At 43.4% G+C, this 15,567-nt stretch carries 14 protein-coding genes; 3 read left to right on the top strand and 11 right to left on the bottom strand.

Features of this window, described 5'->3' with window-relative positions:
- Positions 1-161 precede the first annotated feature (161 nt).
- Positions 162-503, top strand: a complete 342-nt coding sequence (locus tag NRF22_RS01710) for a type II toxin-antitoxin system HicB family antitoxin (RefSeq protein ID WP_263778928.1) — start codon at positions 162-164, stop codon at positions 501-503.
- A gap of 9 nt (positions 504-512) precedes the next feature.
- Entirely contained in the window at positions 513-1,325 is an 813-nt protein-coding gene (locus NRF22_RS01715; RefSeq protein WP_007746430.1) for an SPFH domain-containing protein, read from the top strand.
- Between the two features lie 31 nt (positions 1,326-1,356).
- Here NRF22_RS01715 and NRF22_RS01720 read toward each other — a convergent pair whose 3' ends face one another.
- Positions 1,357-2,271 carry a 1,4-dihydroxy-2-naphthoate polyprenyltransferase gene (locus tag NRF22_RS01720; RefSeq protein WP_263778929.1) on the bottom strand — a complete coding sequence of 305 codons (915 nt, stop codon included), beginning with the start codon at positions 2,269-2,271 and terminating at the stop codon, positions 1,357-1,359.
- A gap of 114 nt (positions 2,272-2,385) precedes the next feature.
- On the opposite strand from NRF22_RS01720, the gene NRF22_RS01725 reads away from it, so the two are divergent.
- Positions 2,386-3,390, top strand: coding sequence for a polyprenyl synthetase family protein (locus tag NRF22_RS01725; RefSeq protein WP_263778930.1), 1,005 nt, complete (start codon positions 2,386-2,388; stop codon positions 3,388-3,390).
- Here the strand turns inward: NRF22_RS01725 and cydC are convergent.
- The 10 genes from cydC to NRF22_RS01775 all read right to left on the bottom strand — a co-directional run bounded on the left by cydC (position 3,370) and on the right by NRF22_RS01775 (position 15,542).
- Complete coding sequence (gene cydC, locus NRF22_RS01730; RefSeq protein WP_263778931.1) at positions 3,370-5,127, bottom strand: thiol reductant ABC exporter subunit CydC; 1,758 nt, start codon at positions 5,125-5,127, stop codon at positions 3,370-3,372. The genes NRF22_RS01725 and cydC overlap by 21 nt on opposite strands.
- Complete coding sequence (gene cydD, locus NRF22_RS01735) at positions 5,108-6,856, bottom strand: thiol reductant ABC exporter subunit CydD (protein WP_263778932.1); 1,749 nt, start codon at positions 6,854-6,856, stop codon at positions 5,108-5,110. Before cydD ends, cydC begins: the two co-directional genes overlap by 20 nt.
- Before the next feature lie 11 nt (positions 6,857-6,867).
- A complete protein-coding gene (gene cydB, locus NRF22_RS01740) occupies positions 6,868-7,887 on the bottom strand; it encodes a cytochrome d ubiquinol oxidase subunit II (protein ID WP_263778933.1) in 1,020 nt (339 codons plus the stop codon).
- Positions 7,884-9,329 carry a cytochrome ubiquinol oxidase subunit I gene (locus NRF22_RS01745; RefSeq protein WP_263778935.1) on the bottom strand — a complete coding sequence of 482 codons (1,446 nt, stop codon included), beginning with the start codon at positions 9,327-9,329 and terminating at the stop codon, positions 7,884-7,886. The genes cydB and NRF22_RS01745 overlap by 4 nt, the downstream gene beginning before the upstream one ends.
- Positions 9,330-9,350: 21 nt before the next feature.
- The gene (locus tag NRF22_RS01750) at positions 9,351-10,523 is read right to left on the bottom strand and encodes an NAD(P)/FAD-dependent oxidoreductase (RefSeq protein WP_263778936.1); all 1,173 of its coding nucleotides are present in this window, start codon (positions 10,521-10,523) and stop codon (positions 9,351-9,353) included.
- A gap of 143 nt (positions 10,524-10,666) precedes the next feature.
- On the bottom strand, positions 10,667-12,085 hold the full coding sequence (gene pepV / locus NRF22_RS01755) for a dipeptidase PepV (RefSeq protein ID WP_263778937.1): 1,419 nt from the start codon (positions 12,083-12,085) through the stop codon (positions 10,667-10,669).
- Positions 12,078-12,998, bottom strand: a complete 921-nt coding sequence (locus NRF22_RS01760; RefSeq protein ID WP_263778939.1) for a proline iminopeptidase-family hydrolase — start codon at positions 12,996-12,998, stop codon at positions 12,078-12,080. The genes pepV and NRF22_RS01760 overlap by 8 nt, the downstream gene beginning before the upstream one ends.
- Positions 12,995-13,654, bottom strand: coding sequence for a M15 family metallopeptidase (locus NRF22_RS01765; protein WP_263778940.1), 660 nt, complete (start codon positions 13,652-13,654; stop codon positions 12,995-12,997). Before NRF22_RS01765 ends, NRF22_RS01760 begins: the two co-directional genes overlap by 4 nt.
- 50 nt (positions 13,655-13,704) lie before the next feature.
- A complete protein-coding gene (locus NRF22_RS01770) occupies positions 13,705-14,466 on the bottom strand; it encodes a serine hydrolase (protein WP_263778941.1) in 762 nt (253 codons plus the stop codon).
- Complete coding sequence (locus tag NRF22_RS01775) at positions 14,457-15,542, bottom strand: dipeptide epimerase (protein WP_263778942.1); 1,086 nt, start codon at positions 15,540-15,542, stop codon at positions 14,457-14,459. Before NRF22_RS01775 ends, NRF22_RS01770 begins: the two co-directional genes overlap by 10 nt.
- Between the last annotated feature and the right edge of the window lie 25 nt (positions 15,543-15,567).

Below are 15,567 nucleotides of genomic sequence, written 5' to 3' on the forward strand. Positions count from 1 at the left end.
AGGCTATTTATCAAAAACACCGTCATGCTATAACATTTAGTGTAATCCAAGAAAGATATGATTGAGCGAAAAAACGTTTTTAAAGCTTCAAAAGATGCTACAATATTTATATCATTATGATATCAAAACGATATTTACAATGACGGTCAGGAGGCATTTAAGTGGTTGAGAAGAAATCTGGCAATATTGCGCTTCGAATAGATCCGGAACTGCATGAGAAAATCACGCGGTTGGCCGCAGCGGATCAGCGGAGTGTGAATTCCTATATTACAAAAGTCCTTGAGAAAAATGTTGAAAACAATTCTTTTGAAGATCGACAATTTGTCGGTACGACTGTGCCAGGCAGGAAAATAAACGACAAAAACGGCCTTGTCGATGTTTCCGGTATCTATTACCGCTACTTGATCGAGGATAACCAAAAAGTCGATAAAACGGCTAATTACGTTATTTTAGAAGCGAGCGGCAATGTTTTAACGCTAAGAAAAATTGAAGAAACAAATTAGGAGAAACACATGGCAATATTTTTCAAGATCGTACCGCAGAACAATCGCGGTCTGGTGGAAACTTTGGGCAAATACCGCAACAGCGTCGAACCCGGAATTCACTTTTATATTCCTTTTTTTCAGGGAATTAAAAAAGTCAGTTTGGCAATGAACCCGCTCAAACTGCCGAATTATTCGGTTATCACAAAAGATAACGCAGATGTATCGGCTAGCGTCACTTTGAACTATCACGTGACCGATGCAGTGAAATACGAATATGAAAACACGGATTCGGTCGAATCAATGGCACAATTGGTTCGTGGACATCTTCGTGACATTATCGGACGCATGGACCTCAATGAAGCGCTCGGCGCAACGGCTCGGATTAACCAAGAATTGGCAACAGCCATTGGTGATTTGACAAACACTTACGGCATCAATGTTGACCGAATCAATATCGATGAATTGACCCCTTCCCGTGCCATTCAAGAAGCCATGGACAAACAGCTGACGGCCGATCGTGAGCGTGTTGCCACAATCGCACAGGCTGAAGGTGAAGCCAAATCGATTGAATTAACGACTAAAGCCAAAAATGATGCGATTATGGCCACTGCCAAAGCTGAGGCAGATGCAACCAAAAGCCGGGCCGATGCCGAAAAGTATCGTATCGATACTGTCCAGGCTGGTTTAAGAGAAGCCGACGACAAATACTTTCAGAATCAAAGCATTAACGCTTTTTCCGATTTAGCCAAATCTAATTCGAATACGATCGTTGTTTCGAGCGACCAAGTTGCCTCTTTGGGGCAGATTCCAGTTGTTGGCAAATTGCTGAATAGCCACTAAAAATAAAAGCACCGCTATCTGGGGTGCTTTTTTATATGTGCAGCAAAACGCCTAGTGCGACAGCAACAGTACAGCTTAAGGACAGAGCCAAGAGATTTTTCACTGCTAGGATGAATGTCTCCTTTTTGACTTGTTTTGCATTAAAAGCTTTGAGGTTGCGCCAAATAATCGGGATCACAAGCAGGGTCAGCAAAGACATTTTCGGCAGTAGATTCAGCCAAACAGCACAGATAAGAGAAACAAACCCCAGTAAATATAAAAGATTAAAGAGAATCAGTGCTCGCCGTTTGCCAAGATAATAAACAATCGTCCGGCGATTTAAAGCCAAATCTTCTTTCTGATCACAAATATTGTTTGCCAGAAGCAACGCCGCAATCGCCAAAGCAAGCAAACCAATCGGCAAAAACGCCTGCCACACAATCAGCCAGCTTAGCGATTTTTGCGGTGCCAAATTCAAATAAAGCGTGATTAAAAAAATCATATAGCCCATTGTAAATCCTGAAAAGAATTCGCCTAGTGGCAATGCCGACAAGGGTTTGGCGCCTCCTGCATATAAATAGCCGACGGCAAAACAAAAAATCCCCAGAATCAACAGCAGCCAGCCAGACCTGCTGACCAGCCAAATACCCAGCAGGGCACTTATCGTGACAAAACTGACCATTAATCTGCCAACGGCTTTGATGGACAAATGATTGACACCAATCACATTGGTTTTCAGACGAAACTCATCAGCATGATGACGCTGTGCTCGTTTATAATCCTGATAATTGTCATTGATGTCGACTGCCATATTAAACAGCAGCATGGCAATAAAAAATATCAGCGAGCTGATTAAATTGACCTGCTTGAAATGATAAATGCTGTACAAAAGGCCCAGCAAAAAAGGAAAAATGCTGGCCGTCTTGGCTTTAATCTCAACTAATTCCAAAAAAACTTTCAAATTCATATCTCTACGCCTCATGACTATTATATTAGACAGCCTGCCGCGACTCGGGTAAGATAGTACTAGAAATTACTGCTTTGTTCAAATGCAGCCCAACTAGTAAAAGTAAGGAGAAACATGGCAACACTTTTTCAGGGATATCATTTTGCCAGCCAGGATGCAAAAGCAGTCAGAGATATATTGGCCAAACAGCGTTTTCCAATTAAGCCTTATCAGGATAAAGTCGAAAACATGCTCAAACAGAATGGCAAAATGCTGCGTGCCACACTTGCCAACCTTTTTGGACGCTATGGCCTGCACCTTTCAAACGGTCTTAATCGAGCCACTCTAGCAGATGTTCATCAAGGCGCAGCCGCCATCGAAGTCCTGCACCTAGCGACTTTAGTCCACGACGACGTGGTTGATGATGCTGATCAGCGTCGCGGATTAACGACCTTACAGCATTTTTTTGGCAATAAAGACACCATTTATCTTGGTGATCAGCTTTTTACAAAATATTTTCAGCTGTTGATTGCGGTTTCCCCGTCAAACGATTTTATCCGCTATCACGCAGATATGATGGAAAAAATTCTTTCCGGCGAATTGATTCAAGATCGTATGCGCTTCAATCAAAATATCCAGTTAGCTGATTATTATCAAGCCATTCAAGGTAAAACAGCTGCCCTATTCAGTCTGTCGGCTGTATCGGGCCTCTGGCTAGGATCTGGTATTCAGCATTTGCAAGATGCCAAGACGACTTTTCAGGCGGCATATCAATTCGGCGAAAATCTCGGCATGGCTTTTCAGATGATCGATGATCTGCAGGATTTGGATATGACCGCAAAGACCGGCAAGCCCAAGTTCGAAGATCTCAAAGAGGGTGTCTACACACTCCCGATTATCTTAGCTTTAGCTGATGCTGATTTTCAGGCAATTTTAAAAAACGACCATCCCGGTCTTAATCAAGTGATCGGATTTTTCCAAAGCCATTCAGAATATTTTCAAAGCAGCCGGGAAATTTGCCAGCATTTCCTCTTAGAAGCTCAAAAAAATCTTGATTTCTTTCAGCCGGAAGATGAGATCAAAGAATTGCAAAAATTGATCAAACAAATCCAATCTCAGTTAGATTCTGCCCAAATCTAAATCGTAGAGTTTTTTAAAACGCGGTTCGGTCTCATAAAGGCTTCGTGGACTGCCAGACATGGCTGCTTTGCCTTTCTCTAAAAAGATGATCCGATCGACTTTTTCAAGACCTGCTAAATGGTGTGTAATCCAAAACATTGTCTTGTCTTTTTGATTGCGAAAAATCGTCTGCATCAAACTGTGTTCAGTGATCGGGTCAAGACCCAGCGTCGGTTCATCCAAGAGCAGAATTGGCGCATCTTTTAACAAGATACGTGCCAAGGCGATTCGCTGCCGCTGACCGCCAGACAGTAAATGGCCGCTCTCACCCACTTGAGTTTCGATTCCTGCAGGTAATTGCTGAATCAAATCTGTCAAACCAGCTTGGTCCAGAGCTTTAATGACCTGCTGGTCATCGGCTTGTTCGTTACCTAATCGAACATTATTTAAAATTGTGCTGTTGAAAATAAAGGGTGCTTGATTGAGATAAGCAAAATTTGCAGCACGTTTTTGCTGCAGCTGGTCGACCGGAACTTCATCAAAACTTATTTCACCTTGGTCAGCTTGTAAATCACCGATCAAAAGCTGCAATAAGGTCGTTTTGCCTTCACCGCTAGGACCTAGAATCGCAATTTTTTCGCCACGATTAATGGTTAAGGAAAAATGATCAAGTAAAGGATTTTTTTCATCGCCGTATGTAAAAGAAACATTTTGAAAACAAATTTTGTCAAAATGAGATTTATTGGATTGTGTGACGGCTGCAGGCCGCATCGTTTGCCGGCTAAGCTGATTCAAGCTGTTTAACGATGAAAAATACAAAGGCAGATCAGCTGCAGCTTTAACGGCTGGCACAAAGGTATCCATCAAAGGAAAGAAAGCCAGAATGACTGAGGCAGCAAAATTGGCGGTATTTTGGCTGTTGGTGAGATGCTGACTGCTCCAAAACAAAAGTGTCAGAGCAGCTAAAGCAAAAAACAGTTCTGAAAGCAGCTTCATATTATTCTGGTGCTGGTCATTACTGTTTTTAATTCTGCTTAACTGTTGATTTCCCCGGCCAACTGTTTGCAAAAAATCTGCTCGATGCCCAGAAATCTGCCAATCAGTCAATCCAAAAAGTGCCTCTGCCGAGTCTTGATACTGTTTTTTAGTTAAAGATTTTTCCTGCTGATCTTTTTCCCACGCTAAGGACAAAGCGACCATTGGCAAAAGCAGCAAGACAATCAGCATCAAACAAACGACTAATATTGCCCAGCGCCAGTCAACAACAGCCATGACAGCTGCCAGCAGAAAGAAAAGCAGGTAAGCAATGCTGATTGGGAAAATCGTTCGCAGGTAAAAGTTCTCTAAATGATCCAAATCATCGGCAAATAAGCCTAATAAACGGCCAGTTTGAAAATGCCGCGACAAAAATGACCCTTGTCTTTCCAAGCGACTGTAGAGATCGGAACGTAATTTGGAAACGATCCGCAGAACCCAGTCGTGACTTTCAAGCCGCTCGAAATATTTGAACACTGGTCTTCCTATACCAAAAGCCCGCGTCAGAACAACCGGTACATAGACAACAAAAAGATTATAGGGGTGACGTGCGGATTTACTAATTAAAAATCCCGAGGTAAACATGAGCGCCATCGCACAAAAAACGGTCATCAATGCAATCAGTAAAAGGAGGCCAAGGCGCAATCGATCCTTTTTGAGATATTGAATGAACCAGTGGTCTTGTTTTAATAAACGCATCGTTTTAGATATCCGCTGCCGCATGCAAATCTCCTTCCGTCGCCAAACTGTCAGACATATTTTTTAACTCACCAGGCTGATTGATGAGATCGTCCAGCCTTCCCTGCTGCACAATGCGGCCGGCTTTCATCACGACAATCCAGTCCATTTGTTTCAGCCAATGCAGACGATGAGTGGCTAAGATCAGCAATCGATGATCGGTCAGTGGCAGAATCGTTTGTTTCAATGCATATTCGCTTTCAATATCGAGGTGGGCACTCGGTTCATCCATTAACCAGATACGCCGTTTGGGATCCAATAAAGCCCGCGCCAAAACAATTCGCTGTGCCTGCCCGCCGCTAATACCTCGATGAGACTCTCCCACTTGGGTGTCTAAGCCATTTGGGAGGTTTTCCAGAAACGGACTTAAGCCTGCTTGATCTGCTGCTGCCAGAATACGTTGACGGCTTGCTTGTGGATCATAGAAAGCGATATTTTTTTCAATGCTTGCCGAAAACAGATAAGGGTTCTGCGGCATGTAACTCAATTGCTTTTGCCAACTGTCAGCATTCAAGCTCATTAGCGATTGGCCATCCAGATTAAATGCAGGATTTGGCTGATCCGGCTGTAAAAAACCAGCCAAGAGATTCAGTAACGTCGACTTCCCTGCCCCGGACATCCCGACAATTGCGATTTTAGAAAAACCGTGAATCGTCAAATTAAGATCTTGGACTGCATCAGCATTTTCAGCATAGCGATAGGACAAATGAGACAGACTTAATTGCGATTCTTGTGACCAATCAGCTGGCCGCATCACTATTCTCTTTGGTGCCTGCATTTCTAAAAGTGCGGACAATTCATGGAGTGCATTCTTACCGTCTAAATTAGCATGATAATCCTCACCAAATTGGCGCAGCGGCAAAAAGAAATCTGGGGAAACGATCAAAACTGCCAGAGCTGGCGCCAAGGGCAGCTGCCGATTAATTAAAGCAATCCCTAACATGACCGCTTCAATCGCGATGGATAATGTTGTAAAAAAATCTAAGGCAAAAGAAGATGTGAACGCCACTTGTAGGACAGACATTGTTTTTTTGCGGTAGTCTTCGCTAGCTGTTTTAACACTTTGACTGTATTTTTGACTAACAGCCAGCATCTTCAATGTCTCCAGTCCGCGAACTGCGTCAAGAAAATGATTATTCAAAGCGGCAAAGTCAGCATATTGGGCATCAGCTTTTTTTTGAGCCGCCAAACCTAAAATTATCATGAAAAATACAATCAGAGGCAAAGAACAAAATAAAATCAGACCGCTCTGCCAATTCTGCCAAAAAACATAGATCAGAATCAGCCAGGGAATGGTCATCAAGTCTGTAAACCGTGCCAAAATCGTTTCCAGATAAATTCTGATTTGGTCGACCCGTTCATAGCTTAAAGTCAGCAAATTACCGCTGCCCAAATGATCAACGATTGCTGGTCCTTGAAGCAGAATTTTGGCATCGATTTGTTGTTTCAAATAATAGGCTGCTTTTGCCGCAAAACTGCTTAATTGTCGTGTTTGCAACCAGTCAAAGAATTGGCGCAGACAGAAAAAAATGAAAAAAAACAGCGTGGCAAAATACCAGGCTGAATTGATCTGCAAGCGCCAAGCGGCTGTCAGTGCCTGTGTTAAAAACGCTGCTTGTCCAACAATTGCCAGCCCCTTTAAGAGGGCATAAACGGTCGAATAGATCAGGCAGCGTTTAATCCCAGGCAGTTTCCAAAGATGCTCATCAATCATGTAAAAGCGGCCTAGTAGGTCTCGCTCCCATTTGCCAAATCTACCTTGGTCCGACGCTGAATCCAATAACTCCAAGCGAAATAAATCAGAACAATCGGCAGCAATACAAGCAGTACACCAGTCATGATGTCCAGCGTTAATGGCGACGCAGAAGCATTGTGGATTAAGAGGTCGTTTTTGCTTTGCGTTGCAATCATGACCCGAGGGAAAATGCCGTTAAATATAAAAGCCATAATCAAAATTAGACTTAAACCCGAGGCCAGAAAGGCATGCCCACTATGACCGAAACGCGCGCTAATATGACCCCAAACCGTCAGCAGCACAATCACAATTAGGATGACGCTACTGCTAATCGCATGGCGGGCAAAGAAATCAGTTTGAAAAATAGCGAGTAAGGCAAAAAGTACCAATACCGGGTAAACCAGCCAGTACAGCTTATCCGCCATATTCATCGCACGCGCATGCAGGTCGTTTTTCGTTTTCAAACTCAAATAATTCAGGCCATGGATAAAACACAAATATGTCACTGCTAAGCCGCCAACGACCGATAGCCAATTAACGACGACACCAAATCCAGCCCAGACGTTCCCTTGTGCATCCATCGGGACGCCTTGAATCATACTAGTCAGCATCATGCCCAGCAAAAAAGGTGCAAACAAGCAGCCGATAAAATTAGCCCAAAGCCAAGTCGACCGTTCAAATTTTGTCTGTGCATGAACGCCGAACTCAAAGGACACGCCTCGGAAAATCAATGCGATCAAGATCAAAAACAAGAGAATGTAATAACCTGAAAATAGGCTTGCATACCATAGTGGAAAAGAGGCAAACATAGCTCCGCCGGCTGTGATCAGCCAGACTTCGTTGCCATCCCAATGCGGCGCAACCGACCGTAAAACTTGTTGGCGTTCTTGGTCATCCACTGCGAAGAAGCGAGTTGCCATCCCGATCCCGAAATCAAAGCCTTCAAAAAAGATAAACCCCGCAAACAGGATGCCGATCACGACAAACCATAGAATTTGTAAAAATGTCATGAGTTAAAAGCCTCCTTATCAAGCGGATCCACTGGCTGCGCATAAGCGCTATCCTCATCTTCCTCTTTATCCGGCCCATCGATCAGCGTTTTCCTTGCGTAATAAAACATAAACGCACCAATAAATGAAAAGAGCAGGAAATAAACAATATTCGTAAAGAGCAAGGCTCCTACGGTGCTTGTTGGTGAAACGGCATCGGCAATTGTCTGCAGCCCATATACAACCCATGGATAACGGCCCATTTCCGTAATAATCCAACCGCAGCTGTTAACGACAAAGGGCACAAAAGTCATGATGCCCAAAACCCATAGCATCCATTTACTTTTTGACAACAAATCTTTTTTGGCACGGCTAAAGAAAAGTCCTAGCAAACTGATCAAAAAGACCAGCATGCCGCCTCCGGCCATGACACGAAAACTCCAGAAAAGTGTTTTCACTGGGACGTAGTAATCCATGTTTTTACCGAATTTTTTGTCATACTTAGCATGCAGCTCTCGGCTGACCGAATTCATACCGGTCACAGAACCCGTCAATTTGTGATACGACAGCAAAGAAAGCATGTATGGCACATCAATCGACGGGTTGACTGCTTTTTTCTTTGTATCAATCAAGGCAATAACCCGCCAAGGGGCGGGACTGCCAGTATCTTTGTAAACTGCTTCTGTGGCAGCAAACTTCATTGGTTGGTCTTTAATAATAAACTGCGTCTGCATATCACCCGTGGCAACGGCGAGTCCAGAAGAAATCAAACCGACCAGCAAAGCAATTCGAAGGGATTTTATATGAAAATCATGATTCTGTTTCCAAAGCAGGCCAAAGGCAGCCATGCCAGCGACCACCATTGCGCCAGTCGTGAAGGAGGCAAAAACAACATGTGGAAATTCCCGCCAAAGCTGTGGATTAGCCAGAACCGACCAAAAATTAACCAACCGAACATGGCCAGTCACACGATTAATCATAAAGCCGGTCGGATGCTGCATAAAACTATTGGCAGCCAAAATCCATAAAGCAGACAAAACAGAGCCGATCCAAGTCAGCCACATGAATAAGGCATGCAGGCCAGGTTTGAATTTATCCCAAGTAAACATCCATACACCCAGCATCGTCGACTCCAAAAAGAAAGCCAATAAGGCTTCAATCGCGAGTGGGGCGCCGAAAATATCGCCCATAAAACGAGAATAATTGGACCAGTTCATCCCAAACTGGAATTCCTGGATAATCCCTGTGACAACGCCAACAGCAAAACTCAAAAGAAAAATTTTGCTCCAAAACTTTGTCATTTTTAAATAGACGGGTTTCTTAGTGTGGACGTAAGCCGTCTCCATGATGGCAACAATTAACCCAAGACCCATCGAAAGCGGTACGTACAAAAAATGAAACAAGGTCGTCATCGCGAATTGAAAACGTGAGAGCGAGATAACATTCATGAGGACATAAGACATATGATTCGGCTTCCCTTCTCTTTATTTGCTCTCCAGCATCGTCTTAAAATGTGCTAATTCCAGTACCGAGCGATCATTGACAATGCGCTTCAAAGGTGCGACTTTTAGGCCCTTTAAGTGCCAATGGCCGGCCAATAGCAGTTCGGCAACACCGTTGAAGGGTCCCAAAGAGCAGACAGTACCGAGATTATTGAAGACAAAGGGCGTAGTCGGTTTTCCTTGCAGCTTGGCCACAATATTTTTAGCTGCAAGCGTCGCTTCTGCAATCGAGATCTGTCCAGTAGTCGGATAAAAACGGCCATCGGGACTTGGCACAGCTGAAACATCCCCGATCACAAACTCATTTGTATCATCAGGCAATGACAAATCAGTCGACACAGCCACACGATTGCGGTGCTGCTGGTAGCCAGAATCGGCGATGACGTGGCTGCCCTTGACACCGGTCGTCCAGATAATGGTGTTAGCAGTAAAACTCAGATCCTTGCTTAAGACACTATTGGCCGTAATCTCAGTAATTGGTGTGTTCGTATGAATTTCAACACCGTGTTTTTCCAAGTAATCAATCGCATATTTTGCAAGGTTGGGACGCAGCATAGGCAGAATCTTTGGTCCAGCCTCAACACAATAAATCTTGATTTTGTCCTTTGGCAAATCGTATTTTTTAATTAGTTCGGGCAGACGATAGACCAGTTCACCCAAATATTCAATTGAAGTAAAGCCTGCACCACAGACAATAATATGTAAATCGTTCTCATCCTGACTTTTGCTGTAGTTGGCAAGCGTCTTTTCAAGATGTTTCCTAGCCGCTAAAGCTGATGGCACATCGATCAAAGGCAAACCAAATTCGTCAGCCCCTTTAATGCCAAAAGTCTCCGATTCAAATCCCAAACAATTAACCAGGTAGTCATAGCTGATGGCTTGAGAATTTTTTAGCTGAACCTGCCGTTTTGAACGATTGATCTTCAGTACTTCGTCCTTAACAAAATGAACTTTTGGACTGATAACATCCATAATTTTAAAGGTAATATCATCAGGTTCTTTTGTACCGGCCGCAATTTCGTGCAATTGTGTTGATTCGTAGTGGTAATCATTTTTGTTTACCAAAACGATTTGGGCATCCGCCTTTAACCGTATCAGCTCTTTAACCGTACGTAATCCGGCATAGCCTGCACCCAAGACAACAATTTTTTTCATAAACTCGTCTCCATGATAAAATCCCAAGATTTTTGATTTGCAGGATTGACCTAAAAGCTGAGAAACCGCTCCAAATCAATTAAACCTTATAATCATTTCTATTTTAGTCCAATTTATCAAAAGCTAATTCACAATCTCACAAATTAGTCCAGCATGGCTAAGGCCTTGATGGAGCGAATCAGAATTTTCATGGCTGGCTCGTAGTTCGACAGATGAAAATATTCATTTTTTTGATGTGCAGTCGATGATTGTCCGATAAAACGCGTCCCATAGCAAACCCCTCGCGGCATCAGGCGGCCAAAAGAAGCACCAGCCGAAACATTTAGATGCGTCTCTTTGCCAGTCACCTCTTTGTAAATACGAAGCAGGCTCGTGACGACCGGATCTTGACTTGATAACAGATGCGGGGCCATACCGTCTCCTTCTGCTTTTGTAGTGATCCAAGGAAAACGGTCGGACACCAGACGGGCAGCCTCGTGTTCATGAAAGCCAACCGGATAACGCAAATTCAAGTTAATGGCCGCTTGATGACCGGCTTGCCAGTCGATGATACCGGCATTCAGAGTGGTCTTACCCATGTCTTTGGTTGTGACCCCGATACCCAGCTGTTCGCCAAAATAATCTTGATGCAGAACATGGCCGAGAAAATCCAGCCAGCGCGCCGCCGTCTTTTCAAACGAATATTGGCTAAGAAACAAAGCCAAATATGTTGCTGCGTTTTTACCCTCATCAGGCACAGAACCGTGTACCGAAAAACCGTTTAACACAAAATGACTGTTTGTTCCTTCTTGGGTCAAACTGCCAGTGATACCTTGATCAGCCAAGAATTTCTGAAAATCGATCTGCACTGTGGCCGCATCTAAATTAAGGACATCAGCAGTAGCAACGCCTGGAACGATATTAGATGCTTTACCAGCTTGAAAAGACAGTAATTGCGGTTCATTTTTGTCTGTCTGAATCGAGTCGCTATCAGACAAAAGATCCAAATGCGCTATGCCTTTTTCAGCATTCTCGACAATAAAATCACCATCTGGTGAAAAACCTAAATCCGGCCGGCCTTCAGCAGCAAAATAGCTGGCCATATCATCCCAGTCGTTTTCTTCGTCCGTGCCGATAATCAGACGCACTTTGTTTTTAAATTGACCAGCCTGATCCTTTAAGGCTTTTAAGGCATAATAAACCAGCATATCCGAGCCCTTCATATCATCAGCGCCACGGGCATAAAGACGACTACCGACAATTTTCGGCACAAAAGGATCGCTATCCCATAATTCGCGGTCAACAGGGACAACGTCCACGTGAATTAAAATTCCGACGGTTTGCTTGGCATCCTTTGGCCCGATTTCGATATAACCAGCTTTGTTTGCCACATTGCCGGTGCGATCAAAACCATCTCTTTTAGCAAATGTGAGCATCTTATCTAGTGCGGCTTTCGGGCCGGGGCCAAAAGGATGCGCTTGATCGGCGTGCTGATCATCACGAATCGAATTAATAGCTAATAGTTCCTTTAAATCTGTCAGCCAAGCATCATGATTTTCTTCAATAAAAGCCATTTCAGACATTGTCAACCTCCACCTCTCTGATAAATGCGCCTAAATGCTTAAAAAATTCTGCTGGATGATCTTGCGCATGCGAATGACCACCGTCTTTTGTCACTGCCAGACGACCATGCTTGAGATGTGCCAGCGATTTCTTTACCGAAGCAATCGGCATTGTATCGTATTCGCCGAAAGTCAATAAGACGGGCAAATTAATCTCGTCCAAGCGCTGAGAAACATCCCAACCCTTCATTGAACCTGTCACGACAAATTCATTATTACCTTGAAAGTGATTGTAAACAGGTTCAGCCATCATCGCCATCCCCTGATCCGGATTATAGTTCGGATCACGGTTCAAATAGGCTTTATACAGCGCCACCAAATCCTTGTGATAACGCTGATCGGCAAAATCACCGGATTTTTCGATGCTCTGCATGTAAGCTACTTCTTGTTCACCAAACATGTCCAAACGTTCCTGATTAATCTGGTCGACATAATCGGCAATGTTATCCGTCATGGAAAACACAATCCCAGCCTTTAAATGTTTGGCAAAATCCGGACGCAGCATGTACTCGTAAGTCAGCATCCCGCCCCAAGAATGACCAATCAGATAAAAATTATCTAGGCCGAAAAGTGCCCTGACTTCATCAACTTCCTGAACATACCGGTCTAGTGTCAAATATTTATCAACTTCTGTCTGCTTGGAAAAATCTGGTGATTCGCTGTGAAAGGATCCTAATTGTTCATAAGCATAGATTTCAGCATCCAAACCGCCAAATTCCTGCAGCTGGTCAGCCCAGGGAATGAACTCGTTGGCATCATCGCCAGGCCCGCCGTGCAGCGCGAGAATCTTTATTTTTGCATCAGGATTGCCAAAACGGGCACCCCAGAGATCAAAACCGTTTTTCAAATGAAGAATCTGTGTTCGATGTTTCATGAGTTATATTGTGTCGGGATCGTTAATTTGTCCCTTTTTTCCTTTTTTAAGAGTGTGATTAATTCTTCCAAACTGAGATTTAATGCCTGCATATATCGAGCATTTTCAATCCCTACAAAACGAAAGTGCCAAGATTTATATGCGACACCGGTCTGAGCTTCTTTGTCCTTTGGAAAGCGAAGAATAAAGCCATACTTGCTGCAATTAGCGATCAGCCACTGCTGCGAGGATAGCTGGTCAGATGCTGCCGATAGGCCGCCCATTTCATCGAGAAAGCTTTTATCGATCAAATCGACTGCCAATCCCGTGTGGTGTTCAGAAGCACCAGGCTCGGGCATTGTTTGCAAAAGCTCGGATGCTGCCTCGATGCTTGTTAATCCTTGTTTTTTCAAAAGTCTGATTTGTCGATCATACCGCTGTTTTTGCTGGGCAATAGATTTGTAGCCGCAGACCAGTGTGATTTTAAACATATGCCGTTCTGCATCACTAATCAAATGCATCAGATTGTCTAAAATGCCCTTGTCAAAAGATTGTCGGCCGATTTTAAAACGATCAAAAACCAGCTCAGACCGCAATTGATGTTGGCGATTCACAAGTCTCAAAAAGGGATTATTTAAATAAGCTTCCTGCGGAAGATCAATTTTAATTTTTGGCATACAAATATTCTTTCACTGTAAATTACTTTTAACTTGAGTATACGCCGCAGCTATTTTAATGATGCCCAGACTAAAGAACCCAGTTCGGAAAACAGATTAATAATGCTAAGGCGGCTCTGCTGCTGGGAATCATACTGGGTCATTAAAATCATTGTGGCTGTCTGATTGCCCTTTTCAAACAAAATCGCATCGTGGTCAATGCCGTCATCCTCACCACTTTTATTGTAAAACTTGGCTCGCTGGTCACTGGATTCAGCAAAAGATATTTCAAATTTATCCAAAGACTGCTGATTTAAAAGTGCACGCTTGGTCAAAGGATAATGCATCAATGCGGTCAAAGCGGTGGCCAGATCATAGACGTTTGTCAAATTATCTTCGGAATTTTTAAAATCCATAAATTTTCTCGCTAGAATGGTTTTCGGATAACGACTGCTAATCCAATCGCGCAATGGCGCGAGACCGGCAAATTCGATTAAAGTATTGGCTGCGCGATTATCCGACAGGCTTAGCATCATCGTGATTAAATCCGCTAGTGAAAAATTATCTGCCTGCAAAATTGACGTAATGCCTGCACCAAAAATCAGTGAATCTAATTTAGTTGTCTGTTCGGTCAACTCCTGCTCAGAATAATGTGTCATGTAAAAATCTGCAATCATGAGTTTGATCAGGCTTGCACTAGGCAGGGTACGGTTAGCGTGATAAGTAAATTGTTTATCTTCAAATGCCAAATAAAAAGAAAAATTGGTCGTCGGGCTGACGCCTTCCAAAATATCTTCAATTTCCTGGCTGATTTGCGAAAAGTTCATTGCCATGGCAACTCCTTTAAAGCATCATTTGCCACAAATTGCTCATTAAAACGATAACCATTGGCTTCATCTGTCAGCCAGCCTTTAAAAATCTCCGTCTGAAACATCAGAGCGGAATCCAAATCAATAAAACGGACATTGGCATAGGACGACGCCATAGCCGCAGCAAAAGCAATGCCGATATTTGATTCAATCATGCAGCCGACCATGATCGGCAGGTCCAGCGATTCAGAATAATCCAGCAGTGCCTTGGCTTGAGAAATACCTGCGGTTTTTTCCAATTTAACGTTATAACCAGTGAAATCAATCCCAGGACGTAATTTACGGGCATCATTAAAATCATGAATCGACTCATCTAAAATAATTGGAAAATGACTGCTGCTGGTTAGATCAGCATAGCCATCTTCATAGCCGACCGGCAAAGGTTGTTCTATACAAGCAATTGGTAAGTTAGCCGCAGCAGCCAATTGATCAAATTGACGCGATTTAGCGATATTCCAAGCTTGATTGGCATCAATTCTAAAAACAACTTTGGGGAATTCCTTGGCCAGCTGCTGGAGCTTTGCAACTTCTTCTTGAATCTGACTGTCGCCCAATTTGATTTTCAAAGTCGAAAAACCCGCTCTGATCAATTTTTCTGCTTGAGCTGCCATGCTGCTTTCATCATTAATACTTAATGTGTAGTCTGTTGTAATATGCGTTTTCGGACTGCCAAAAAAATGCTGCAGACTCGTCTGCCGGTCTTTAATAATCAGGTCCAAAGCCGCCTGACTAACTGCGTTTTTAGCAGCTGTATTGCCTATTAGCAGCTTGCTGACGAAATCATCAAATTTGCCGATATTTTCAAAATCATGCTGCACAATTGCTGGGAAAATAACTTGCGTTAAGACACCAAAAATACTGGCATTGCTGTCACCTGTCACGCGTAAGGAAGGAATCGCCTCCCCATAACCCTCGTGGTTCTGGTCTGATTTTAATCGGACAATCCAGCCGTTAGCTTTGTTCTGGGCATGCAGAGCAGTTTTGAAAACGGTTTTTAACGGTACTTCATAATGAGCAAGTTTGCATTCAATGATCTTCATGTAATCTAGGGTACTAAAAAACCAG

Source organism: Oenococcus kitaharae (assembly GCF_025758695.1).
Lineage (GTDB): Bacteria > Bacillota > Bacilli > Lactobacillales > Lactobacillaceae > Oenococcus > Oenococcus kitaharae_A.